The organism is Brevundimonas sp. (assembly GCF_023259385.1).
Lineage (GTDB): Bacteria > Pseudomonadota > Alphaproteobacteria > Caulobacterales > Caulobacteraceae > Brevundimonas.
Window position 1 is genome coordinate 1 of sequence record NZ_JAHFPF010000009.1, and the last position, 23,555, is coordinate 23,555.

Consider the following 23,555-nt stretch of genomic DNA (forward strand, 5'->3'; position numbering starts at 1 on the left):
CAGCAGGTAGAATTCGGTCAGCCGATCCGGCGCGGGCCGCCGCTTGGCCAGCAGCTGGTGGCACATCAGGGCGGCGAAGAAGAAGGCGATGATATTGATGCCGAACGCCAGACCCCAGTTGGCCGAGCGGAAGGCGACCAGCAGCACGCAGACCGCCCCGACCGCGCCCTGGACGATCAGGGTGATGGGCAGCGGGATCCAGGGCTTGTTCTGGAAGGCGATGACGAAGGTCAGCAGGTAGAGCGCCAGCGGGATGACCCACAGGAAGGGCGCCGAGGCCACGTCGGTGGACAGGTGGGCGGTGACGCCCAGCATCAGGCTGGACGGCGCGGCGGCGAGCAGGACGAGCACGCCCTTCTCGCGCCACGGGATCGGCGCGCTCTTCTCCAGCGCCGCGGGCTCGGCGGCGCGGTCGACCCGGCGGCTCCAGACCACGAAGGCCAGCAGGGCGATCAGGTTCATGAAGACGGCGTAGCCGCCGCTCCAGCCGAGACGCTGGGCGGACAGGGTCGACAGCGGCTCGATCAGAACCGGATAGGACAGCAGCGCCAGGAAGCTGCCCAGGTTGGAGGCGGCGTACAGCACATAGGGATTCTTGCCGTCCGCATGACCGGCGCGGACCCGGGCGAACCAGGCTTGAAGCAGGGGCGCGGTGGCCGACAGGATGGCGAAGGGCGCGCCCACCGACAGGGCCAGAGTGCCCAGCAGCCACCCGATCGGCGCGGCGGGTTCGGGATCGCCCAGCCAGCCGTTGATGTGCAGCGGCAGGAACAGGGCCGCGCAGGTCAGCAGCACCAGATGGACGGTGACCTGCAGCTTGATCGAGCCGATCTTCTGCACGGCGTGGGCGTAGCCGTAGCCGGCCAGCAGCGCCGCCTGGAAGAAGACCATGGCGGTGTTCCACACCGACGGCGAGCCGCCCAGCATGGGCAGCACCAGCTTGGTCACCATGGGCTGGACCACGAAGACCAGCGACGCCGAGGTGAAGATCGCGACCGCGAACAGCAGGGGCGTCAAGCGGTCGGCGGGCGGCGCGGCCGTGTCGATGGTGGTGTCGCTCATGCCCGCCCCGTATGCTGGCGCCCGTATGACGCGGGTCACCCTAGCCCGACTCGCCGCCGCTTCGGAAAGCCCTGATGTTCCCCGACGATATCGCCGCCCTTGCTCAACAGGTGATTACCGAGGCCGCCGCCAGGGGGCTGATGGCCGCCACGGCCGAAAGCTGCACGGGCGGCCTGGTCGCCGGGGCGCTGACGGCCATCGCCGGATCGTCGGCGGTCGTGGACCGGGGCTTCGTGACGTACAGCAACGAGGCCAAGAGCGATCTCGTCGCCGTGCCGGCCGCCCTGATCGAGGCCCATGGCGCGGTGTCCGAGCCGGTGGCCCGGGCCATGGCCGCGGGCGCCGTGGCGCGGTCGCGGGCGCAGGTGTCGGTGGCGGTCACCGGCATCGCCGGGCCGGGCGGCGGATCAGACGACAAGCCGGTCGGACTGGTGCATTTCGCCGCCGCCGGACCAGCGGGCGTGATCCATGCCGAGCGCCGCTTCGGCGACATCGGGCGCGAGGCGGTGCGGCTGGAGAGCGTGCGCGTGGCGCTGGGCCTGCTGCTGGACCGGATCGGCGCATGACCGTCGTCGATGCGCGCGGCCATCGCTGCCCGACCCCCAGCCTGAAGCTTCAGAAGGCGTTCCACGCGGCGGCACCGGGGACCCGGATCACCCTGCTGGCCACCGATCCGATGGCGCGCATCGACGTGCCCTTCCTGATGCAGGACCTCGGCGGGCGGGTGGTGTCGATCGACGAGGCGGACGGCGTCCTGACTATCGCGGTCGAGACGCCCGGCGCTCCGACAGGCTGACCACGGTCTCGGAGGTCTCGCCCTCCGGCTCCAGGTCCGGCGCGCCCATGGAGCGGGCGGCGATCTCCATCTCGGTGGTGAAGGCGCCGCCGTAGAAGATGGCGTTGACGTTCCACGACAGCCAGATCAGCAGCACCACGACGGCGCCGACCGACCCGTAGGTCGCGCCCAGCGGGGCGATCTGCTCGACATAGATGGCGCACAGCCAGGACGAGATGGTCGACATCACCGTCGCCACCAGCCCGCCTGCGATCGACGGCGCCCAGGCCACCGGCGTGCGGTGGGACATGGCGTAGCGGTAGAGCATGGTCAGGCCGATCGCGAGGCCGACGGCGGGCCACAATCCATCAAGCGACAGCCATCCGCCGCCGGTCGGCGCCGCGCCCGGCCCGGTGTGCTCCAGCAGGCGCGAGGTCACGACCGCGCCCGACACCACGGTGAACAGGGCGAAGGCGAACAGGGCCACGAAGAAGGCCAGCAGATTGAACTTGAAGAAGCCGTGCGGCTCGGTCTCGTCGTGGATCAGGTTGAGGCCCGCCAGCAGGGCCTTGAAGCCGCGGTGGGCGGCGTACCCGCCGATGACGAGGGCGAAGAAGCTCTGGGCCGAGACGGTGCGGGCCGAGGCGCTGGCCAGCCGCTCGATCTCCTGCTGAAAGATGGCGCGGGCCGCATGGGGCATGACGTCGGCGAGCGCCGCGGCCTGCTCGCTGACCTGGCCGATCGACAGCACGACCTTGTAGAAGCCGATCAGGATAGCGATGGCGGGGAAGACGGCCAGCAGGGCGAAGAAGGACACCCCGCCCGTGTAGAGCATGACGTCGCGGCCCCAGCTGCGCGTGAAGGCCCGGACCGCGAGCCGTCCCCACAGCATCGGCGTCGCCCAGCGCACCGCCGCGTCCATTTCAGATTTCGCCTGCAAACCCGTACCCGTAGCCACCCAAGGGACGACGTTTACCTCAATTCGGCCACATGGGAACGGGGCGAACGGGCGCGGGGAGAATCCGCAGCCTCGCCCGTTGCTTCCCGACGGGGGTCATCGCTATGGTCCCCGCCAATGAGATCGCCCCGGGGGTTGGAGGCGGTCCGGAGAGTCCATCCGTTGGCATCTGATCCGCGCATTCTGGTCGTCGCACCCGACGACGGCCTGGTCGGCCCCCTGTGTCAGGGGCTGGACGCCCTCGGCTGGCGCACCGTCACCGCCCGTTCCCTGGCCGGCGCCGTGCAGGTGCTGATCGACTGGCCGCTGGAGGCCGTCATCCTGGACGCCTCGCTGACAGACGCCCAGGAAGGCGTCCGGGCCATGCACCAGACCGTCTCGCCGCGCCGTTTGCCGGTGATGGCCATCGGCGCGGCGACCGCCGACTGGGAGCCGGGCCTGTCCGATATCTCCATGTCGCACGCGCCGCACGCGGCCCAGGCGGCCCTGCGGCTGGAAAACCTGGTGCGCACCGCCATCGCCGAGGAAGAGGTCAGCCTGCGTGAGGCCACCTTCGCCGCCCGCGGCGAGCCCCTGGCCCTGGCCGAGATCGAGGCCACGCCCCTGCGCGTGCTGGCGGCGGGCAAGCCGGACCGGTATTTCCTGGCCCTGTCCAACGCCCTGACCGCGCTGGGCTGCGATGTCGTGGCCGCGCCGACGCCCTACACCGCCTTTGACTATCTGCATGAGCGCCCGTTCGACGCCGCCGTGCTGTGGGGCGCCGAGGACCACGCCCCGGCCCTGTCCATCGCCTCGGGCATGAAGCGCAACACCCGCCTGTATCACGTGCCCGCGGTGCTCTATCTGCGCGGCTCCGGCGAGATCAATCTGGCCGAGCTGTACAATCGCGGCTTCGCCGACGTAGCCGCCGCCGACACGCCCGAGGAGGAGACGGCCAGCCGGATCGTGGCGCTGGCGCGGGCGCACCGCCGCCATGTCGCCATCCGCCGGGCGCTGGAGAGCGCGCGGGGCTCGGGCCTGACCGACCCCTCGACCGGCCTGTTCACCCGTGAACTGTTCGCCAGCCACCTGGCGCGGGTGGCCGAGGGCGCACGCATGCGCCGCCGCCCCCTGTCCGTGGCCGTCCTGCGGGTGGCCGAGACCGAGGCCGTGGTCAGCGCCCGCGAAGGCGGCTGGCTGGATCGCGCCCTGCCCCAGATCGGGGCCATGGTCTCTCGCCTGATCCGCACCGAGGACACCGCCGCGCGCCTGTCGGCCGACGTCTTCGCCCTGGCCCTGCCCGCCACCCGGGGCCCGGCCGCCCGCATCGCCGCCGACCGCATCGCGGCGGTGATCAGCTGCACCGCCTTCGACGCCGGTCCCGACCGCTCGCCCTTCGTGGTCGAGTTCGAGGTCGGGGTGGCCGAGGTCATGCCGGGCGAGTCCCCCGCCGTGGTGCTGGAGCGCGCCTCCGCCGACGTGGGCGTTTCCCAACGCTAATTTGACAACTTTATTTGTCTAATGCAGGTTCGAGGCATGACGCCCCGGCCATCCTCCCTGCTCGATGATCTGGACGCCGCCCATCTGGCGCTGGCGCCGATCCGGCGCCGCATCCTGGCGTCGCTGGTCGAGCCCGCCTCGGCCGCCGGGCTGGCGGAGCGGCTTGAGATGCCGCGCCAGAAGATCGGCTACCACCTGAAGGCGCTGGAGGACGCGGGCCTGGTCCGGCTGGCGGGCGAGCGCAAGAAGCGCGGCTTCACCGAACGGCTGTTCGTGGCCGCCGAAAACTATGTGCTGGACCCCGCCCTGCTGCAGGCCCTGCCCGACCCGGATGCGATCGAGGCGCAGGACCGCCACGCCGCCGGCCACCTGATCAATACCGCCTCGGCCATGGTCCGGGACGTGGCCCGGATGCGCGAGGCCGCCGATGCGGAAGGATCGCGCCTGCTGACCCTGACGGTCGAGGCCGACATGAGCTTCGCCGCGCCCGCCGATTTCGACGCCTTCTCCCGCGACGTCGCCGACGCCGTGGCCAGGCTCGCCCGCCAGTATTCGGCCCCCGGGGGTCGCCGTTACCGCCTGACCGCCGCGGCCCATCCGGCCGTCGTCAAACCCGCCTCTACAAGGAACTGACCGCCATGACCGAACAGCCCATGGAAGACCACGTCCTGGTCGAAGTCACCGTGCCCGCCCCCGCCGACGCCGTCTGGGCGGCCCTGCGCGATCCGCAGAAGATCAAGCACTGGTTCGGCTGGGAAACCGACGGGCTGAAGGACGAGATCGACTTCATCTTCGTCACCCACGCCGCGGCGGACGAAGCGACGCGGACCGTGACCTTCGTCGGCGTCAATGACCGCTATGAGGTCGAGGCCCGCGGCGAAGCCAGCGTCGTCCGGGTGGTCCGGTCCGCGCCCGCCGGGTCCTGGTCGGACGTCTTCGACGGCATGATCGAGGGGTGGATTTCCTTCACCTGGCAGCTGGCCTTCGCCTTCGCCCGGCACGACCTGGAGCCACGCCGCACGATCTTCTTCTCGGGCGCCCCGCGCGCGGACCGGCTGGGCCGCTCCCTGCTGGGCCTCGACGCCGCGCCGGCGCCGGGCGAGCCGTGGTCAGGCCCGCTGGGTCCGGACGCCGCCTCGGGCCAGGTGTGGTTCGTCGCCCGCCACCAGCTGGGCGTCTCCGTCGACGCCTGGGGCGACGGGCTTCTGGTCGTCGTGGACGAACCCGCGACCGAGAAGAAGCCGAACGGCTTCACCATGCTGACCCTGACGACCTACGACCTGTCCGAAGCCGCGCGCGCGGACCTGCAGGCCCGTTGGCAGGCCTGGTGGGACGAGCGGTTCGAAACCCAGGCCCCCGGCTGTTGAGGTGAGGCTGCGGACCGAACGGCTGCTGCTGCGCCCGTGGGAGGACCGGGATCACGCGCCCTTCGCGGCGATCAACGCCGACCCGGAGGTCCGGCGCTTCTACTATCCGGCCGTCCTGGACCGGACGGAGACCGACGACCTGATCGACCAGGCGATCAGCGACCTGGCGCGCGACGGCTTCGGCTTCGTGGCCGTCGAGCGCAGGGCGGACGGCGTCCTGATCGGCGGCGCGGGCCTGTCCCGGCCCGAGCCCGCCGCCCTGCGGGCCTGGCCGCTGGAGATCGGCTGGATCCTGGACCGCGCCGTCCGGGGCCAGGGCTATGCGGGCGAAATCTCCAGGACCGTCTTCAACCACGCCTGGACCGCGCTCGGCGCGACCGCGGTGATCGGCTACACCTCCGCCGTCAACACGCCGTCCCGCCGCGCCATGGTGAAGTCGGGAATGACCGAGATCGCCGACGCCGCCTTCGAGGACGACACGGTCCCCGTCGGCCATCCGCTGCGCCCGCACGTCCTGTACCGCATCGACCGGCCGGACTGACCGGCGGTCAGAGCCGCCGATGCATGACATGCAGGCCGACCAGGCCTTCGGTCGGATGATCGAACGCCTCCGGGATGGTGGCGAGGATTTCGAAGCCGAGCGCCCGCCACAGGCGGACCGCGCCGTGGTTCGCCTCGACGACGGCGTTGAACTGCATGGCGCGAAATCCCTTGCGGCTCGCATGCGCGATCACCGCCTCGCCGAGCGCGCGTCCGACGCCCCGTCCCCGGGCCTCTGGCGCGGTCATGAAGCTGGCCGTCGCCACGTGCGCGCCAGGCCCCATCTGGTTCGGGCCGGTCTTGGCCGTTCCCAGAACGCGGCCGTCGTCGTCCAGCGCCACCAGCGTCACGCCCGGCGGCGCCTGCATCCAGATCGCCCGGCCGGCGGCCTCGGTCAGGTCGCGCGGATAGGTGTAGGTCTCGCCCGCGCGCACCACGGCCTCGACGATCGGCCAGATGGCCGGCCAGTCGGCGTCCGTCGCCTCGCGCACCCGCACGGTCACGCCGCCCCCGCCACCCGGGCCAGATCGGCGGTGATGCGCTCGGCGACCTTCAGCCGGTCCTCGGCGGTGTCCCAATCGCCCTTCACGACGATCTTCTGGTCGGGCCGGATCTTCCAGAAGGCGTGGTTCTTCTGGATCAGGCCGACCAGACCCATCGGGTTCGGGAAACTCCCATTCCTCAAGGTCAGAACGGCGCCCTTGGGCCCGACATCGATGCGTTCGACATGGGCGATCTTGCAGTTCGCCTTGATGCCGACGATGCGCAGCAGCTGCTTCGCCTCGTCCGGCAGCGGGCCGAAGCGGTCGATCAGTTCGGCGGCCAGGGCCTCGCGGCCCTCGGTGTTCTCGGCGTCCGACAGACGGCGATATAGGCTGAGACGAACGTTGAGATCAGGGACATAATCCTCTGGAATCAAAACAGCCGCGCCGACATTGATGGCCGGAGACCAGCCGCGGTCGACGACCTCTTCGCCCGCTTCACGCAGGCTGGCGACGGCGTCTTCCAGCATCTGCTGGTAGAGTTCGACGCCGACCTCGCGGATGTGGCCCGACTGTTCGTCGCCCAGCAGATTGCCGCCGCCGCGCTGGTCCAGGTCGTGGCTGGCCAGCTGGAAGCCGGCGCCGAGGTTGTCCAGCGACTGCAGCACCTGCAGACGGCGCTCCGACGACAGGGACAGCGGCTTCCTGGCGTCCGTGGTCAGATAGGCGAAGGCGCGCGCCTTTGCCCGGCCGATGCGGCCGCGGATCTGGTGAAGCTGGGCCAGGCCGAACATGTCCGCCCTGTGCACGATCAAGGTGTTGGCTGTCGGAACATCAAGTCCGGACTCAACGATCGTAGTCGACAACAGCAGGTCGTAAGTGCCGTCATAGAAGGCGCTCATCACCTCCTCGAGCTGGGTCGGCGACATCTGGCCGTGGCCGACCACGAACTTGATCTCCGGCACCTGCTCGCGCAGGAATTTCTCGATGTCCGGCAGGTCGTTGAGGCGCGGCACGACATAGTAGGCCTGGCCGCCGCGGTATTTCTCGCGCAGCAGGGCCTCGCGGACCAGCACCGGATCCCACGGCGTGACGTAGGTGCGCACCGCCAGGCGATCGACCGGCGGGGTAGCGATGATCGACATCTCGCGGATGCCCGACAGGGCCATCTGCAGGGTGCGCGGGATCGGGGTGGCGGTCAGGGTCAGCAGGTGCACGTCGGCGCGAAGCGACTTGAGCTTCTCCTTGTGCTTGACCCCGAAGTGCTGCTCCTCGTCGACGATCACCAGGCCCAGGTCCTTGAACCCGACCTGTTCGCTGAGCACCGCATGGGTGCCGACGACGATCTCGAAGGTCCCGTCCTTCAGGCCCGCGCGGGTTTCCGACGCGTCCTTGGCGGTGACCATGCGCGACAGGTGGCGCACGGTGATCGGCCAGCCGGCGAACCGCTCCGAGAAGGTCTTGAAGTGCTGGCGGGCCAGTAGGGTCGTCGGGCAGACCACCGCGACCTGCTGGCCGCTCATGGCCACCACGAAGGCGGCGCGCAGCGCCACCTCGGTCTTGCCGAAGCCGACATCGCCGCAGATCAGGCGATCCATCGGCGTGCCCTTGCCCAGATCCTCCAGCACGTCGCCGATGGCGTTGAGCTGGTCGTCCGTCTCCTCATAGGGGAAGCGGGCGCAGAACTCGTCGAACAGGCCCTGCGGCGGGGTGATGGCCTCGGAGGTGCGCAGGGCGCGCTTGGCGGCCAGGGCGATGAGCCCTTCGGCCATGTCGCGCAGGCGCTGCTTGGCCTTGGCCTTGCGCGCCTGCCAGCCCGCGCCCCCCAGCCGGTCCAGCTGGGCGCCGTCGGTGTCCGAGCCGTAGCGGGTCAGCAGGTCGATGTTCTCGACCGGCAGGTAGAGCTTGCTCTCGCCCGCGTACATCAGCTCCAGACAGTCGTGCGGGGCGTCCTGGATCTCCAGCGTCTTCAGCCCCTCGTAGCGGCCGATGCCGTGGTCGAGGTGGACGACGAGGTCGCCCGTGGTCAGGGCCGAAGCCTCGGCCAGGAAGTTGGATGCCCGGCGCTTCTTGCGCGGCCGCGCCAGTCGATCGCCGAGGATGTCGGTCTCGGAGATGACGGCGATGGCGTCCGTCTCGAAGCCGTGTTCGACCGGCAGGACGCCGCGCAGGTAGAGGCCGTCCGGCGCCTTCTGGACGTCGGCCCAGTCGCGCACGGCGACGACGTGCTCCAGCCCGTGGTCGGCCAGCATGGAGGCCAGGCGTTCGGACGAGCCCTCGGTCCAGGAGGCGAACAGGACGCGCTTGCCGCCGTCCTTCAGCGCCTGGGCGTGGCGGGCGACGGCCTCGAAAAGATTGATGCTGTCCTGCGCCCGCTCAGCCGCGAAGCTGCGGCCCAGGCGGCCGCCCGCATCCTCGCCGCCGGCGGCGAAAGGGGACAGCCGGCGCACGGTGCGGCCCGCCAGCGCGCTGTTCCAGTCGGCGTCCGGCAGATAGAGGCGCTCGGGCGGCAGGGCCCTGTTGGCGGCCCCGCCCTTGCTGCGCGAGGCGTCGCGGCGCGCTTCCCAGGCGTCGGCGGTCAGGGTCCAGCGCTCGGCCCGCGCGGCCTCGGCCTGGTTGTCGAGGAAGACCGGGGCGTCGTCCGGCAGATAGTCGAACAGGGTCTCGAGCCGCTCGTAGAACAGGGGCAGCCAGTGCTCCATGCCCTGACGCCGTGCGCCCTCGCTGACCGCCACATAGAGGGGGTCGTCGCCGCCGGCGCCGAACAGGTTCAGATAGCCGGTGCGGAAGCGCGAGATGGCTTCCGGCGTCAGAAGGGCCTCGGACACCGGGGCCAGCGAGACGTGGCGCATCTGGCCGGTCGAGCGCTGGGTGGCCGGGTCGAAGGTGCGGATCGATTCCAGCTCGGAGCCGAACATGTCCAGGCGCACCGGCTCCTCGAAGCCCGGCGGATACACGTCAACCACGCCGCCGCGCACGGCGAACTCGCCCCGTTCGGACACGGTGGAGGCGCGCAGGTAGCCGTTGGCCGCGAAATAGCGCTCCAGCGCCGCCGTATCGAGGTCGAGGCCGACGGTGGCCTCGAAGCCCGCGCCGCAGGTGATCTCGCGCGGCGGGGTGCGCTGGGTGACGCCGCCGACGGTGGTGACGACCAGGGTCGGGCGGCGGTCGCCGGCGTCGCGGCCGGCCAGCTTGGTCAAGGCGGCCATCCGCTCGGCCGAGACCGAAGAGGTCGGGCTGAGCCGGTCGTAAGGCAGGCAGTCCCAGGCGGGGAACTCCACCACCTCGATGTCGCCGGCGAAGAAGCGGAAGGCCTGAACGAACTCGCCCATGCGGGCGTAGTCGCGGGCCACGAACAGGCCGACGCCGCCGTCGGCGCGCAGGCGTCCGGCCACGGTCAGGGCGTCGAGGCCCTCAGGGGCGCCGCCCAGCTCCTGATCGCTGCGTTTGGGGATCACGGCGTCCATCAACCGGCGCCCTTGGCGACTTCGGCGGCGACGTGCGCGGCCATGAAGGCGCGGATCTTCGTCATCAGGCTTCCGTCATACTTTTCAGGCGTGGGGGCGGTCTGGATGATCCAGGCGTAGAGGGCATGGTCGTCGTCCTCCATCAGCAGGGCCTCGAACAGATCCAGTTCGGCCTCGGTCAGCGTCGGCCCCACCTGGTCGGCGAACGGGCCCAGCACCAGGTCGGCCTCACGGAAGCCGCGCCGCCACGCCCGGAAGGCGATGCGGCCCAGCCGGGTCCGTTGGGCTTCGTTCAGACGCGCGTTCGTATCGGCCACAAGAATCCTTGCCCGGTCCATATCTTCAAACAGGACGCAGCAGATAGCGTTCCAGAGGCCGTTTCGCCAGCTATGCTGAGGCGTATGCGGCCCCAGATTCTCTTTCCGCTGTTCGCCGAGGTCTCCACCCTGAAGGGCGTGGGGCCCAAGGTGCTGCCGCTCGTCCAGAAGCTGGCCGGGCCGCTGGTCCGCGACCTGCTGTTCCTGCCGCCGTCCGGAGTGGTGGTCCGCCGCCCGATGACGGCGATCGACGCGGTCGAGGGACAGGTCGGGATCTTCGAGGTCACGATCGACCGGCTGATCCTGCCCGGCAAGCCCGGCGCGCCGATCAAGGTGCGCGCCATCGACGGAACCGGCTTCGTCCACCTGATCTGGTTCGGCGGGTCGGGCCAGCATATCGACCGGCTGCTGCCGCGCGGCGAGACGCGGCTGGTCACGGGCAAGGTCGAACGATTCAACAACGAGGTCCAGATCGTCCATCCGGACGTGTTCAAGCCGACCGAGGCCGATGAGATCGCGGCGGTCGAGCCGGTCTATCCGGCGACGCAGGGCCTGACTTCGCGCGTGGTGCGCAAGCTGGTGCAGGCGGCGATGGCCTCGGCGCCGGACCTGCCGGAATGGCAGGACCCAGCCTGGCTGGCCAAGCAACGCTGGAGCGGCTGGCGCGAGGCCATCGGACGACTGCACGCGCCCACCGGCGAAGCGGACCTGGACCCGGGCGCCCCGGCCCGCGAGCGGCTGGCCTATGACGAGCTGTTCGCGCACCAGCTGGCCCTGGCCCGGCGCCGACGGGCGCGGCAGATCACGCCGGCGCCAGTGATCACGCCGGGCGAGGCGTCGGCGCGGCTGCTGGCCGCCCTGCCCTTCACCCTGACGGGCGCGCAAGCGCAGGCGGTGGCCGAGATCCGCCGCGACCTGGCCTCGGGCGAGCAGATGGGCCGGCTGCTGCAGGGCGACGTGGGCTCGGGCAAGACGGTGGTGGCGGCGCTGGCGCTGGCCGATGCGGCCGCGTCCGGCTTCCAGGCCGCGCTGATGGCGCCGACCGAGATCCTGGCCCGCCAGCACTATCAGCGGCTGGCGCCGACGCTGGAGGCCGCCGGGGTCCCGACGGTGCTGCTGACCGGACGCGACACCCCCGCCGAGCGCCGTCCGCGCCTGGCCGCCCTGGCCTCGGGCGAAGCGAAGGTGGCCATCGGCACCCATGCCCTGTTCCAGGACGCCGTGCGCTTCGACCGGCTGGCGCTGGCGGTGATCGACGAGCAGCACCGGTTCGGGGTCAACGAGCGCCAGCGGCTGCAGGCCAAGGGCGATCCGCGCACCGGCGGCGTCCACCTGCTGACCATGTCGGCCACGCCGATCCCGCGCACCCTGGAGCTGACCCAGTACGGCGAACTGGACGTGTCGCGCCTGACCGAAAAGCCGCCGGGCCGAACGCCGGTGACGACCGCCGTCCTGCCGCTGGCGCGCATCGGCGAGGTGGCCAAGCGGCTGAAGGCGGCGCTGGATTCCGGGGCGCAGGCCTACTGGATCTGTCCGCTGGTGGCCGAGAGCGAGGCCAGCGATCTGGCCGCCGCCGAGGCCCGCGCCGCCGACCTGCGCCGCATCCTGCAGATCGAGGTGGGCCTGGCCCACGGCCAGATGCCGGGGGCGGAGCGCGAGGCGGTGATGGCCGACTTCGCCGACGGGCGCACGCCCCTGCTGGTCGCCACCACGGTCGTCGAGGTCGGAGTCGACGTGCCCAACGCCTCGATCATGGTCATCGAACACGCCGACCGCTTCGGCCTGGCCCAGCTGCACCAGCTTCGGGGCCGGGTCGGACGGGGGTCCAAGGCGAGCACCTGCCTGCTGCTGTACGGCGGCGGGGACGACGGACTGGGAGAAACGGCCAAGACCCGGCTGGAGACCCTGCGCCGCACCGAGGACGGTTTCGAGATCGCCGAGGAGGATTTCCGGCTGCGCGGCGGCGGCGATCCGCTGGGACTCAAGCAAAGCGGCTTCCCGGCCTATCGGTTCGCCGATCCGATCCGGCATCGCTCGCTGATGCTGGCGGCGGCGGACGACGCGCGGCTGGTGCTGGGCCGCGACCCGGACCTGCTGTCGCCCCGCGGGGAGGCGGTCAAGGTGCTGGAGGCCCTGTTCGACTGGCGCAACGACCGGTCCGGCTTGGACTAGCTCGCCCGATGGGCCATCTGCCAGACGGCCAGCCGCGTCAGAACGTCCGCCTCAACATCACCGTAGAAGAGATTGTACGGGCGAGACTTTCTGCGATCCGCCCAGCTTCCGGTCAGCTTCAGGGATTCCAGCTTGGGCTCGGTGTGGCGCAGCAGGCCCTCGCGGCACTGGGCGGCCACTTCGCGCGCCATCAGGGCCGGGCGGGCGCCCCACTCCAGCCCGGTGGCGTTGGTCACGCCGCGCTGGGCTCGGGCGGCGACCGGCGCCAGGTCGGTCGAGCCGGTGATCGGGTTGACGCAAAGGGCCGGGCGGCCGTCCAGGGTGATCAGCCGGCCGCGCCCGTCCCAGACCAGGGCCCGGTTCAGGCGGCGCCGCGCCGCGCCGTCGTTGTTCTCGCCAACCGGCGACCAGCCGACGATGCAGCCGACCTGATCCCGGCGGGCGCAGGCCGGCACGGCGGGCGACAGGGCGTCCGCCGCGGCGATCACATCCATCAGATAGACGGCGACGACGCGTGAGCGCAGCGCGGCGTCTCCGGCCACGCGCTCGCGCACCAACCGTTCGACCAGCTCGCCGCCCTGCTCGGTCCCGGCCAGCACCAGCGGTCCCGCAGGATGATGCTTCAGCCAGGCCTCGAAGGCCGCGGCCACGTCGACATAGGCGAAGGCCCGAGCCTCGCGGGCGTCCTCCCGCAGCGTCAGGCGGGTGTAGAGGCTGCCCTGCCGGTAGCGCGGCGCGCTGACGGCGCCGGCGCGCGCGAACGGCCCGGCGTAGTTGGGCAGGACCACCTCCTTCAGCCAGCGTTCGCCGCGCGGCTCGCCGATCGGACCGTTCCAGTCGCGGCCGCCGTCATAGGTGGTGGAGTGGACGAAGAAGACCGCCGCGGGCCCGGACTCCGGCGCGCGCGCCTCCAGCAGGGCCCAGGCGGCGGGCGCGCGATAGTCGGGCGCGGGCGGCGGCGTATAGGTCTGGAACGGCACCTTGGGGTCCAGTCCCGCCTTCAGGATATCGCCACGGAAGACGACGAGCGCGATGACGATGAGGACGACGAAGCCGATGCCGAGATAGCCGACACACTGGCGCAATGTCGGCCCGCGACCGCTCACCGGTAGGCGTCCGGCTGCATCAGGAAGTCCTGCACATAGCGGCGGACCCCCTCCTCCAGCGGCGTCGACTGGCCGCTGTAGCCGGCGGCGCGGACGCGCTCCATCCGGGCCTCGGTGAAGTACTGATACTTGTCGCGGATCGACAGCGGGGTGTCGACATACTCGACCGCCGGCGTCTTGCCCGCCGCCGCGAAGGTGGCGTTGGCCAGGTCGAGGAAGGAGCGGGCCTGGCCCGAACCGGCGTTGAACACGCCCGAGACGTGCGGCGTCTCCAACAGCCAGTCGATGATATCAACCACATCGTCCACGAAGACGAAGTCACGCAGCTGGCCGCCGTCGGCGTAGTTCGGATTGTGCGAGCGGAACAGGGTGACCGGCTCTCCGGCCTGCACCTTGGGCCAGATCTGGGCCACGACCGACTTCATGCCGCCCTTGTGGTACTCGTTGGGGCCGTAGACGTTGAAAAATTTCAGCCCCGCCCACTGGCTCGGCGACTGGCCGCGATCCGACTGCCGCGCTGCATACTGGTCGAACAGCATTTTTGAATAGCCGTAGGCGTTTAGAGGCCTGAGCGAAGACAGGCCTTCAAGACTGTCGTCATCCTCGAACCCGCCCTCGCCGTCGCCGTAGGTGGCCGCCGAGGAGGCGTAGATCAGCCGCGCGTCGCGCAGGGCGCACCAGTCCCACAGGTCGCGGGACAGGCTGAAGTTGGTGCGCATGATCAGGTCGGCGTCGGCCTCGGTCGTCGAGGAGATGGCGCCCATGTGGACGACGGCCTCGACGGCGTCCGCGTGGCGCTCCAGCTGTTCGAACAGCTCCTCGGGCTGCCAGAAGTCGGCGATCGGGTGCTTGGCCAGGTTCTTCCACTTGCCCAGCGCCGCCTCTTCCATACGGTCGCAGACGACGATGTCGCGACGGTCGTCGGCGCACAGGCGCGCGACGATGTTGGAGCCGATGAAGCCCGCGCCGCCGGTCACCACGATCATCCGACGCGCCATCAGTCAGCCTTCATCTTTTCAATCGTGCGGGTGGTGGAATAGCCGTCCTTGAAGGTGGCCAGCCTGACCTCGCCGCCCCAGCTCTCGACCAGATCGCCGCCGACTACGCCCTCGCGGGTGTAGTCCGCGCCCTTGATCAGGACGTCGGGACGCAAGCGTTCGATCAGGGCCAGCGGCGTGGACTCGTCGAAGCTGGTGACGCGGTCCACGGACTGCAGGCCGCCGATGACCACGGCGCGGCTGTCCAGATCGTTGATCGGCCGGCCCTCGCCCTTGAGCGCGCGCACCGAGGCGTCGGTGTTCAGAGCCACCACCAGCCGGTCGCACCACGACCGGGCCTGCGCCAGATAGGCGACGTGGCCGCGGTGCAGGATGTCGAAACAGCCGTTGGTGAAACCGACCCTCAGACCCTGACGCTTCCAGCCCTCGACCACGTGCGCCAGTTCCTCCAGCGGCATGACCTTGGCGTGGGCGCCCGAGGCGTGCTGGCTCATCTCGGCGTCGATCAACTCGGCCGGGCTGACCACGGCGGTGCCCGCCTTGCCGACCACCACGCCCGAGGCGAGGATGGCGAACTCGACCGCCGTCTCCAGCGACACGCCCGCGCCCAGGGCGAGCCCCAGCGCCGCCAGGCCGGTGTCGCCGGCGCCCGAGACATCGAACACCTCGCGCGCGCGGCCGGGGAAATGCTTCGCCGCGCCGCCGCGCCTCATCAGGCTCATGCCCTTGCCGGCGCGGGTGACGACGATGGCCCGGGCCGTGGTCGCGTCCAGCAGGGCCTTCAGCGCCGCCTCGACCTCGGCGTCGGTGTCGACCGGCAGGCCGGTGGCGCCGGCCAGTTCGCTGGCGTTGGGCTTGATCAGGTCGACCGCGCCGTAGCGGGCGAAGTCGCGACCCTTGGGGTCCACGATCACCGGCGCGCCGCTGTCACGGGCCGCCGAAAGCGCCTGGGCGATCAGCAAATCGCTTACCGCGCCCTTGGCGTAGTCTGACAACAGATAGACAGATGACCCTGTAAAAGCTTCGCTTTCTGTCGCCATCAAAGGCGCCGCCTCCTCGTCGAGCCGCAGCAGTTGCTGGCCGGCGGCGACGAAGCGAGTCTTGACGATGGTGGCCGAGCCGGCGCGGCGCTCGATCGCGTCCTCAATGCCGTCCTCGGCCGCGATCAGCGCGACCAGTTCGTCGCCGGCGGGATCCTGACCGGCCACCGCGCCGAGACGGGCGACCCCGCCCAGCGCGGCGACGTTGCGGGCGACATTGCCCACCCCGCCCGGCATGGCGATGCGCCGCTTGGTCTTGAGCACGGGAATGGGCGCCTCGGGCGAGATGCGGCTGACCTCGCCATAGACGTAGCGGTCCAGCATCAGGTCGCCGACGCAAGCGACCTTCAGCCCGCGCACGCGCTCCAGAAGCGCCTGCAGTTCCCCGAGATCGAGCGTGCGTTCAGCCATGCGACCGAACTATCGGATTCACGCGACCTTCGCCATCCGCGCCTTCGACAGGTCGTCGTAGGCGATCAGGTCGGCGGCCAGGGCTTCGAACTCGTTCAGCGGCACCATGTTCGGGCCGTCCGAGGGGGCGTTGTCCGGATCCTGGTGGGTTTCCATGAAGACGGCGTCCACGCCGACGGCCACGGCGGCGCGGGCGAGGACCGGCACGAACTCGCGCTGGCCGCCCGACGACGTGCCCTGCCCGCCCGGCTGCTGGACCGAATGGGTGGCGTCGAAGACGACCGGACAGCCGATCTCGCGCAGGATCGGCAGGGCGCGCATATCGCTGACCAGGGTGTTGTAGCCGAAGCTGGCGCCGCGCTCGCAGGCCATGACGTTCGGATTGCCCGCGCCGACGACCTTGGCGATGACGTTCTTCATGTCCCACGGCGCCAGGAACTGGCCCTTCTTGATGTTGATGACCTTGCCGGTGGCGGCGGCGGCCAGCAGCAGGTCGGTCTGGCGGCTCAGGAAGGCCGGGATTTGCAGCACGTCGACGACCTCGGCGGCGATGCGGCAATGCTCCTCGGTGTGGACATCGGTCAGGACCGGCAGGCCGACGCTCTCGCGGATTTCAGCGAAGATCGGCAGCGAGCCCTCCAGGCCGAAACCGCGCGCCGCGGTGGCGCTGGTGCGGTTCGCCTTGTCGAAGCTGGTCTTGTAGATGATGCCGACGTTCAGCCGCTCGCCGATCTCCTTGAGCGCATGCGCCATCTCCAGCGCGTGATCGCGGCTCTCCAGCTGGCAGGGGCCGGCGATGAAGACGATGCGCTGATTGCCGCCGATGCTGACGGGACGGGCGACGCCCTTGATGTCGATGACGGCGTTGGGCTTGGACACGGCGAATTCCCGAAGAAGCGGCTTGGCGACGCACGGCCCTTGCCGCACCTATGCGGCGATCAGGTGGCGTTCGATGTTGAGGTTCGCAAGCTACCACGGAGGCCGACCGCATGACCACCAGACCGACACCCGTGATCCTCTGGTTTCGCCGCGACCTTCGACTGGCCGACAATCCAGCCCTCAATCACGCCGCGGAGACCGGCGCGCCGGTCATTCCGCTCTATATCCACGATGGGGGCCCGGTTCAGGACCGGGGCGGGGCGGCGTCGCTCTGGTGGCTGGACAAGTCCCTGCGGGCCCTCGACGAAAGCCTGCAGACGCGGGGTTCGAGACTGATCCTGCGGTCGGGTGATTCGGAAGCCGAGCTGCGTCGGCTGATCGGAGAAACCGGCGCCGGAGCCGTTTTCCTGAACCGCCGGTTCGAGCCTGAACTGTTCGCCCGCGACGCGGATATCGCCCATTCGCTCAAGGCCGAAAACGTCGAGGTGCGGGGCTGGAACGGTACGCTGATGTGCCGCCCCGGAGGCGTGCTGAACGGATCAGGGTCGCCCTACAAGGTCTTCACGCCGTTTCTGAAAAGCCTGCTCGCCGCTGCCGAACCCCCGGCGCACACGACCGGTCCGCGCCGTCTGGACACCCCCGCCTGGATCAAGAGCGAATCCCTGGACCGCTGGGGTTTGCATCCTTCGAAACCGGATTGGTCAACGGGCTTCGACTGGACGCCGGGCGAGGCCGGAGCGTCGGCGGCGCTCTCAACTTTCGTCAACGGCGGGCTGAAAGCCTACAGTCGTGACCGTGACTATCCGGCGGCGCCCGGCTGCAGCCGCCTGTCCCCGCATCTGCACTTCGGCGAGATCCATCCATGGCGGGCGATCCAGCAGGTTCGCGCCGCCGCCGCCGACGGTCGCGCGCCGTCATCGGAAGCGGACAAATTCACCGCCGAGCTGGGCTGGCGCGACTTCTCCGCACATCTGTTGCACCACTTCCCGCAGATGACGGACACGGCGTTCAGACCCGAGTACGACGCCATGCCGTGGCGCGACGATCCGGAGGGGCTCGAGGCCTGGCGGAGAGGCCGGACCGGCTATCCGATCGTCGATGCCGGGATGCGGCAGCTGTGGACCACCGGCTGGATGCACAATCGCGTCCGGATGATCGTCGCCTCGTTCCTGGTGAAAGACCTTCTGATTGATTGGCGGAAAGGCGAAGCCTGGTTCCGCGACACTCTCGTTGACGCTGATCTGGCAAGCAATGTTCAGAATTGGCAGTGGGTTGCGGCATCCGGAGCGGACGCGGCGCCGTATTTCAGAGTGTTCAATCCGGTGACCCAGGGGACGAAGTTCGATGCCAAGGGACAATATGTCCGCCGCTGGGTCCCCGAGATCGCGGCGCTTCCCGACAAGTGGCTGCATGCGCCCTGGACCGCTCCGCCGGAAATCATGCGCGGGATCGGTCTTCGGCTCGGCCACGACTATCCCCGACCGATCCTTGATCATGCGGAGGCCCGCGACCGCGCGCTCGAGGCCCTACGGACGATCACGGCTGCCCGTCACGACGATCCAGGCCATTGACGCGCGGGGGTCGGCCACCCAACATCTTCAGTCATGACGTCGGTCACTACCGATCTGCATCAGATCACCGCCCGCACCCCACGCGGGTTCGCGCTGTTCCTGCGCCTTCTGAGCGCCAACTGGACCTTCGGACGGCTGACGGTCCTGCTGCCCAACGGCGAGACCCATCGGCTGGAGGGCGAACAGCCCGGCCCCTCGGCCGTCCTCGACATTCGCGACTACCGTTTCGCCCGCCGCGTACTGGCGAGTGGGGACATCGGTTTCGCCGAGGGCTACATGGCCGCCGAGTGGGAGACGCCGCACCTGGCGCCCCTGCTGGAGGTGCTGGCCCACAACTACGACAGCATCCGCCGCCTGTTCGATGGGCATCCGGTGATGAAGGCGGTCAACTGGCTGTCGCACCGGATGAACCGCAACAGCCGCTCGGGCTCGCGCAAGAACATTCATGCCCACTACGACCTGGGCAACGCCTTCTACGCCGCCTGGCTGGACCCCTCGATGACCTATTCGTCGGCCCGGTTCGCGGCGCCCGACATGGCCCTGGAAGCGGCGCAGCGCGAGAAATACGCCGCCCTGGCCCGGCTGATGGATCTGCGGTCCGGCCAGAGCGTGCTGGAGATCGGTTGCGGCTGGGGCGGCTTCGCCGAATTCGCCGCGCGCGAGGTTGGGGCCACGGTCACCGGCATCACCATCTCGCAGCAGCAGTACGATTTCGCCAAGCAGCGGCTGTTCGACGCCGGCCTGTCGGACAAGGCCGACATCCAGCTGATCGACTATCGCGACGTGCGCGGGCAGTTCGACCGGGTCGCCTCCATCGAGATGTTCGAGGCCGTGGGCCAGGAATACTGGCCCGCTTATTTCGGCAAGATCCACGAGGTCCTCGCGCCCGGGGGCCGGGCGGGCCTGCAGATCATCACCATCGATGACGCCCTGTTCGGCGGCTACGCCAAGCGGACGGACTTCATCCAGAAATACGTCTTCCCGGGGGGCATGCTGCCCTCCGAGGCCAGCCTGAAGCCGGTGATCGAGCAGGCGGGGCTGGGCTGGCAGGCGATCGAACGCTTCGGGCTCGACTACGCCGAGACCCTGAAGCTGTGGGACGAGCGGTTCCAGGCGGCCTGGGGCGAAGTCGGCCGCATGGCCGGGTTCGACGAGCGGTTCCGCCGCCTGTGGCGCTTCTACCTGGCCTATTGCGAGGCGGGCTTCCGGTCGCGCCGGACGGACGTGGTCCAGCTGGCGCTGGCGAAGGCCTGACGCCAGGCGCATAGGCGGCCCCATGACCTCCCCCCTGATCTCCGCCGACGACCTCGCCGCCCGCCTGGGCGATCCGAACCTGCGCATCGTGGACGCCAGCTGGCATCTGGACGGCCGGGACGCCCGCGCGGACTTCGCGCAGGCGCACATTCCGGGCGCGGTCTTCCTGGACCTGGACGCCGTGTCCGACCCGGACAGCCCCCTGCCCCACACCCTGCCCGCGCCTGCGGCCTTCGCGGCCTCGGCGGGCGTGCTGGGCCTGTCGGACCGGAACCGCATCGTCGTCTACGACACGGCCGGCCTGTTCTCGGCGGCGCGCGTCTGGTGGATGCTGAAGATCATGGGCGCCCGCGACGTGCGGGTGCTGGACGGCGGCCTGCCCGCCTGGCGGGCGCGGGACCTGCCGGTCGAGGACGGGCTGCCGCCCCGGCCGGACTTCGCCGTGTTCAGCCCGGATTTCGAAGCGTCCGCCGTCGCCGCGCTGGAGGATGTGCGGACCGCGCTGGAGGATGTGCGGACCGCCCTGGACGACGGGACCCAGGTGGTCGACGCCCGGGGAGCCGCCCGCTTCCGGGGCGAGGCGTCCGAGCCCCGGCCCGGGGTGCGGCCCGGACACATGCCGGGCGCGCTGAACCTGCCCTATGGCTCGCTGCTGACCCCGGGCGGAACGATGAAGCGCGGCGACGCCCTGGAAGCCGCCTTCCGTGACGCGGGCGTGGACATCGAGCGTCCGGTCGTCACCACCTGCGGCTCGGGCGTCACCGCCGCCATCCTGATCCTTGGCCTGGCCGAGCTGGGCCGTTCGGCGCGGCTCTATGACGGCAGCTGGAGCGAATGGGGCTCGCCCGAAGGCGGCCCCGTCGTCACCGGCCCCTAGAGCCTGATCGTTTTAGACGGAACCGCTTCGCGATTCCGGCTGAAGCGTGAATCAGGCTCTCGCTTTAAATCTGGAGCCTGATTCACCGCATCGGCGGAATCGCGAAGCGATTCCTCCTCAACGGATCAGGCTCTAGGCGCCCGGAGCCACCGGCTCGGGCGCGTCGTCGGGGACAACGTCGTCGGTCTCGCCGCGCGACACCACCGTGGCCAGCACCAGGTCGCCGGTGACGTTCAGCGTGGTGCGGCACATGTCGAGGAAGCGGTCGACGCCGAGGATCAGGCCGATCCCCTCCACCGGCACATGGACCATGGCCAGGATCATGGCGACCACCGGCAGCGAGCCGGCCGGCACGCCCGCGGTGCCGACGCCGCCCAGGATGCAGACCAGCATGACGACGACCTGCTGGGTCAGCGACAGCTCGACGCCGAAGAACTGGGCCAGGAACAGGACCGTCACTCCCTCGAACAGGGCGGTGCCGTTCTGGTTGGCGGTGGCGCCGACGGTCAGCACGAAGCGGGCGATCTTGCGCGGCAGGCCCAGCTGCTCCTCGGCGGCGCGCAGCGACACCGGCAGGGAGGCGTTGGACGAGGCGGTCGAGAAGGCCACCACCATCGGCTCACGGATGCCGCGGAAGAATTTCAGCGGATTCATGCCGCCCCCGATCCAGACGACCAGCGGGTAGACCACGAACATATGGATCGCCATCGCGCCCACGGCCACGCCGACATAGGCGGCCAGACGGACCAGCAGGTCCCAGCCGAAGACCGCCGCCAGCTTGAACATCAGGCAGGCGATGGCGATGGGAGCCAGTTTGATGAAGAGGTTGATCAGCTTCATCGTGACCTCCAGCAGGCCCTCGACGGTCCGCTGCAGATTGTCGGTCTGGGGCGACTTGGCCATGACCAGCCCGATCCCGAAGAACAGGGCGAAGATCATCACCGGCAGAATCTGGTTCTCGGCCGCCGCCGTGACGACGTTGGACGGGATCAGGTCGAGGAAGAACTGATCGAACTGGACGCCGCCCTGGGCCTTCTCGACGATCTCGCTGGCGCCCTGCGCGCCCTGCGCCAGCAACTGCTTGGCCAGATCGGCCGGAACGCCCTCACCCGGACGGAAGTAGTTCACCATGCCCAGGCCGATCACCACCGCGACGCCCGAGACGATGATGGTCAGCAGCAGGGTCTTGATCCCCGCGCGCCCCAGGGATTTCAGGTCGCCCATCTCCGCCACCCCGATCACCAGGGCCGAGAAGAGCAACGGAATGACCATCATGAAGAGGAGCTTCAGGAAGATCTGGCCGATCGTCCCGGCGATCACCACGGGCCACCAGTCCGCCGTGGGCTGCAGGGCGAAATTGGCCCACAGACCGCCCGCCAGGCCGATCACAAAGCCGGCCAGCATCAGCCAGTGAAGAGCGATCCCGCCCTTTTTGGTCGTTTCCATGAAGAAGTTCCCCCGGCTTTAGAGCCGCGTCGTTATCGGATCGGCAGACCGTAGATCAAGCCGGCGGGCCGCTGGTTCCATTGTGCATTGAGCCCGCGGGCGAGGTCGAGCGAAGAATCCGCGCCCACATTGCGGGCGAAGATTTCTCCATAGTTGCCTTCGGCGACGAGCGCATCCTTCATCCACGACTTCGACAGCCCCAGCATGGGGCCGAAGTCGCCCTCGGCGCCCAGCAGGCGGCGGATGCGTGGATCGCGGGAGTCGTCGGCCATGGCGGCCGCGTTCTGTCGGGTCACGCCCAGTTCCTCGGCCAGGATCAGCCCGTTCAGGGTCCAGCGGACCACCGAGGTCCAGGCCTCGTCGCCGCGCTTCACCGCAGGGCCCAACGGCTCCTTGGAGATGACGTCGGGCAGGATGGCGTGCTGTTCGGGATTGGGCAGCAGGGTGCGGGCGGCGGCCAGGGCCGAGATGTCGGCGCTGAAGGCGTCACAGTCCTCGCGCGCATAGGCCTCGCGCGCCTCTTCCTCGTTGGCGGTGACGACGGGCCGGTATTCGATGCCTCGGGCGCGGAACCAGTCGGCGACGTTCAGCTCGCTGGTCGAGGCCCGCTGCACGCAGACCCGGGCGCCGTTCAGCTCGGTCGCGCTGGCCAGGGTCAGCGAGCGCCGCACCAGGAAGCCCTGGCCGTCGTAATAGTTGATGCCGGCGAAGCGGACCCCCTCCTGCGCCTCGCGCGACAGGGTCCAGGAGGTGGTGCGCCACAGCACGTCGACCCGGCCGCTGCGCAGGGCCTCGAAGCGCTGGCTGGTGGTCAGGGGCACGAAGCGCACCGCGTTCGCATCGCCCAGCACCGCCGCCGCCAGGGCGCGGCAGAAGTCGGCGTCGAAGCCGCGCCACTGGCCGCGGTTGTCGGTGTAGGCGAAGCCGACCAGCCCCTCGTGCACGCCGCAGTTCAGCCGGCCGCGCCGCTTGATCGCCTGCAGGGTCGGGCTGTTGAAGGCCGGGGCGGCGGTCGGCGGATGGGCGGCCGCCTCTTCCGGCGTCTCGTCCTTGGGCGCGCCCTGGCCGCAGGCGGCGACCGCCAGCGTCAGCAGCAGCGCAAGCGCCTGCTTTCGAACCCCTGTCCTGCCTGTCCGCATTCCGCGCCTCGTCAGTGCCTGTCAGACTTGCGCCCCGGTGCGTTTAGAGGCCTTTGAGGCCTGAACCGCAACCCCGCGAGCCGCCGATGACCGACCGTTCCGACCGTACGCGCCTGATCGCCGGGGCCACGCGCCGCACGCCGGGACCCGCGTCCGGACGCCGACCGGTGTCGCCGCCGATCGAGCGGGCCTCGACCCTGCTCAACGATTCGCCC

At 70.0% G+C, this 23,555-nt stretch carries 20 protein-coding genes and 1 pseudogene; 10 read left to right on the forward strand and 11 right to left on the reverse strand.

Features of this window, described 5'->3' with window-relative positions:
- Positions 1 to 1,062, reverse strand: a pseudogene (locus Q0C81_RS01120) (spermidine synthase); the annotation flags it as partial.
- Positions 1,063 to 1,136: 74 nt separating this feature from the next.
- Between Q0C81_RS01120 and Q0C81_RS01125 the strand changes: the two are divergent.
- Together Q0C81_RS01125 and Q0C81_RS01130 are read left to right on the forward strand one after the other, a co-directional pair.
- Positions 1,137 to 1,628 carry a CinA family protein gene (locus tag Q0C81_RS01125; RefSeq protein ID WP_291832410.1) on the forward strand — a complete coding sequence of 164 codons (492 nt, stop codon included), beginning with the start codon at positions 1,137 to 1,139 and terminating at the stop codon, positions 1,626 to 1,628.
- Entirely contained in the window at positions 1,625 to 1,858 is a 234-nt protein-coding gene (locus tag Q0C81_RS01130; RefSeq protein ID WP_291832412.1) for a sulfurtransferase TusA family protein, read from the forward strand. Before Q0C81_RS01125 ends, Q0C81_RS01130 begins: the two co-directional genes overlap by 4 nt.
- Here Q0C81_RS01130 and Q0C81_RS01135 read toward each other — a convergent pair.
- The gene (locus Q0C81_RS01135) at positions 1,821 to 2,759 is read right to left on the reverse strand and encodes a YihY/virulence factor BrkB family protein (protein WP_291832414.1); all 939 of its coding nucleotides are present in this window, start codon (positions 2,757 to 2,759) and stop codon (positions 1,821 to 1,823) included. The two genes, Q0C81_RS01130 and Q0C81_RS01135, sit on opposite strands and share 38 nt — an antisense overlap.
- 198 nt (positions 2,760 to 2,957) lie before the next feature.
- On the opposite strand from Q0C81_RS01135, the gene Q0C81_RS01140 reads away from it, so the two are divergent.
- Genes Q0C81_RS01140 through Q0C81_RS01155 form a run of 4 tightly spaced genes read left to right on the forward strand, consistent with a single transcriptional unit; the run spans position 2,958 to position 6,182 of the window.
- Positions 2,958 to 4,274: a diguanylate cyclase gene (locus Q0C81_RS01140; RefSeq protein ID WP_291832416.1), complete on the forward strand. Its 1,317-nt coding sequence runs from the start codon at positions 2,958 to 2,960 to the stop codon at positions 4,272 to 4,274.
- 36 nt (positions 4,275 to 4,310) lie between these two features.
- Entirely contained in the window at positions 4,311 to 4,907 is a 597-nt protein-coding gene (locus Q0C81_RS01145; RefSeq protein ID WP_291832418.1) for a helix-turn-helix domain-containing protein, read from the forward strand.
- 5 nt (positions 4,908 to 4,912) lie between these two features.
- Positions 4,913 to 5,641, forward strand: a complete 729-nt coding sequence (locus tag Q0C81_RS01150) for a hypothetical protein (RefSeq protein ID WP_291832420.1) — start codon at positions 4,913 to 4,915, stop codon at positions 5,639 to 5,641.
- A gap of 1 nt (position 5,642) precedes the next feature.
- On the forward strand, positions 5,643 to 6,182 hold the full coding sequence (locus Q0C81_RS01155; protein ID WP_291832422.1) for a GNAT family N-acetyltransferase: 540 nt from the start codon (positions 5,643 to 5,645) through the stop codon (positions 6,180 to 6,182).
- Positions 6,183 to 6,189: 7 nt separating this feature from the next.
- Here the strand turns inward: Q0C81_RS01155 and Q0C81_RS01160 are convergent, their stop codons facing one another.
- Genes Q0C81_RS01160 through Q0C81_RS01170 form a run of 3 tightly spaced genes read right to left on the reverse strand, consistent with a single transcriptional unit; the run spans position 6,190 to position 10,447 of the window.
- A complete protein-coding gene (locus Q0C81_RS01160; RefSeq protein WP_291832425.1) occupies positions 6,190 to 6,684 on the reverse strand; it encodes a GNAT family N-acetyltransferase in 495 nt (164 codons plus the stop codon).
- Positions 6,681 to 10,130: a transcription-repair coupling factor gene (gene mfd, locus Q0C81_RS01165; RefSeq protein ID WP_291832427.1), complete on the reverse strand. Its 3,450-nt coding sequence runs from the start codon at positions 10,128 to 10,130 to the stop codon at positions 6,681 to 6,683. The genes Q0C81_RS01160 and mfd overlap by 4 nt, the downstream gene beginning before the upstream one ends.
- Complete coding sequence (locus tag Q0C81_RS01170; RefSeq protein ID WP_291832429.1) at positions 10,130 to 10,447, reverse strand: succinate dehydrogenase assembly factor 2; 318 nt, start codon at positions 10,445 to 10,447, stop codon at positions 10,130 to 10,132. Before Q0C81_RS01170 ends, mfd begins: the two co-directional genes overlap by 1 nt.
- An 84-nt stretch (positions 10,448 to 10,531) precedes the next feature.
- Between Q0C81_RS01170 and recG the strand changes: the two genes are divergently transcribed.
- Positions 10,532 to 12,619: an ATP-dependent DNA helicase RecG gene (gene recG / locus Q0C81_RS01175; RefSeq protein ID WP_291832432.1), complete on the forward strand. Its 2,088-nt coding sequence runs from the start codon at positions 10,532 to 10,534 to the stop codon at positions 12,617 to 12,619.
- On the opposite strand, the gene Q0C81_RS01180 is transcribed toward recG, so the two are convergent.
- The 4 genes from Q0C81_RS01180 to kdsA are packed head-to-tail and all read right to left on the reverse strand — an operon-like array spanning position 12,616 to position 17,053.
- Complete coding sequence (locus Q0C81_RS01180; protein WP_291832433.1) at positions 12,616 to 13,725, reverse strand: DUF3089 domain-containing protein; 1,110 nt, start codon at positions 13,723 to 13,725, stop codon at positions 12,616 to 12,618. The two genes, recG and Q0C81_RS01180, sit on opposite strands and share 4 nt — an antisense overlap.
- Positions 13,722 to 14,723 carry an ADP-glyceromanno-heptose 6-epimerase gene (gene rfaD, locus Q0C81_RS01185; RefSeq protein WP_291832435.1) on the reverse strand — a complete coding sequence of 334 codons (1,002 nt, stop codon included), beginning with the start codon at positions 14,721 to 14,723 and terminating at the stop codon, positions 13,722 to 13,724. The genes Q0C81_RS01180 and rfaD overlap by 4 nt, the downstream gene beginning before the upstream one ends.
- Complete coding sequence (gene rfaE2 / locus Q0C81_RS01190) at positions 14,723 to 16,174, reverse strand: D-glycero-beta-D-manno-heptose 1-phosphate adenylyltransferase (RefSeq protein WP_291832436.1); 1,452 nt, start codon at positions 16,172 to 16,174, stop codon at positions 14,723 to 14,725. Before rfaE2 ends, rfaD begins: the two co-directional genes overlap by 1 nt.
- An 18-nt stretch (positions 16,175 to 16,192) precedes the next feature.
- Positions 16,193 to 17,053 (reverse strand): 3-deoxy-8-phosphooctulonate synthase, encoded by an 861-nt coding sequence (gene kdsA / locus Q0C81_RS01195; protein ID WP_291832437.1) that lies wholly within the window; start codon positions 17,051 to 17,053, stop codon positions 16,193 to 16,195.
- Positions 17,054 to 17,163: 110 nt separating this feature from the next.
- Between kdsA and Q0C81_RS01200 the strand changes: the two genes are divergently transcribed.
- From Q0C81_RS01200 to sseA, 3 genes are read left to right on the forward strand one after another with little or no spacing between them, the layout of a single operon-like run.
- Positions 17,164 to 18,624, forward strand: a complete 1,461-nt coding sequence (locus tag Q0C81_RS01200) for a deoxyribodipyrimidine photo-lyase (RefSeq protein ID WP_291832438.1) — start codon at positions 17,164 to 17,166, stop codon at positions 18,622 to 18,624.
- Positions 18,625 to 18,657: 33 nt separating this feature from the next.
- A complete protein-coding gene (locus tag Q0C81_RS01205; protein WP_291832439.1) occupies positions 18,658 to 19,878 on the forward strand; it encodes a cyclopropane-fatty-acyl-phospholipid synthase family protein in 1,221 nt (406 codons plus the stop codon).
- 22 nt (positions 19,879 to 19,900) lie between these two features.
- A complete protein-coding gene (gene sseA / locus Q0C81_RS01210) occupies positions 19,901 to 20,755 on the forward strand; it encodes a 3-mercaptopyruvate sulfurtransferase (RefSeq protein ID WP_291832440.1) in 855 nt (284 codons plus the stop codon).
- 132 nt (positions 20,756 to 20,887) lie between these two features.
- On the opposite strand, the gene Q0C81_RS01215 is transcribed toward sseA, so the two are convergent.
- Complete coding sequence (locus tag Q0C81_RS01215) at positions 20,888 to 22,201, reverse strand: dicarboxylate/amino acid:cation symporter (RefSeq protein WP_291832441.1); 1,314 nt, start codon at positions 22,199 to 22,201, stop codon at positions 20,888 to 20,890.
- A 32-nt stretch (positions 22,202 to 22,233) separates the two neighbouring features.
- A complete protein-coding gene (locus Q0C81_RS01220) occupies positions 22,234 to 23,340 on the reverse strand; it encodes an amino acid ABC transporter substrate-binding protein (RefSeq protein ID WP_291832442.1) in 1,107 nt (368 codons plus the stop codon).
- Between the last annotated feature and the right edge of the window lie 215 nt (positions 23,341 to 23,555).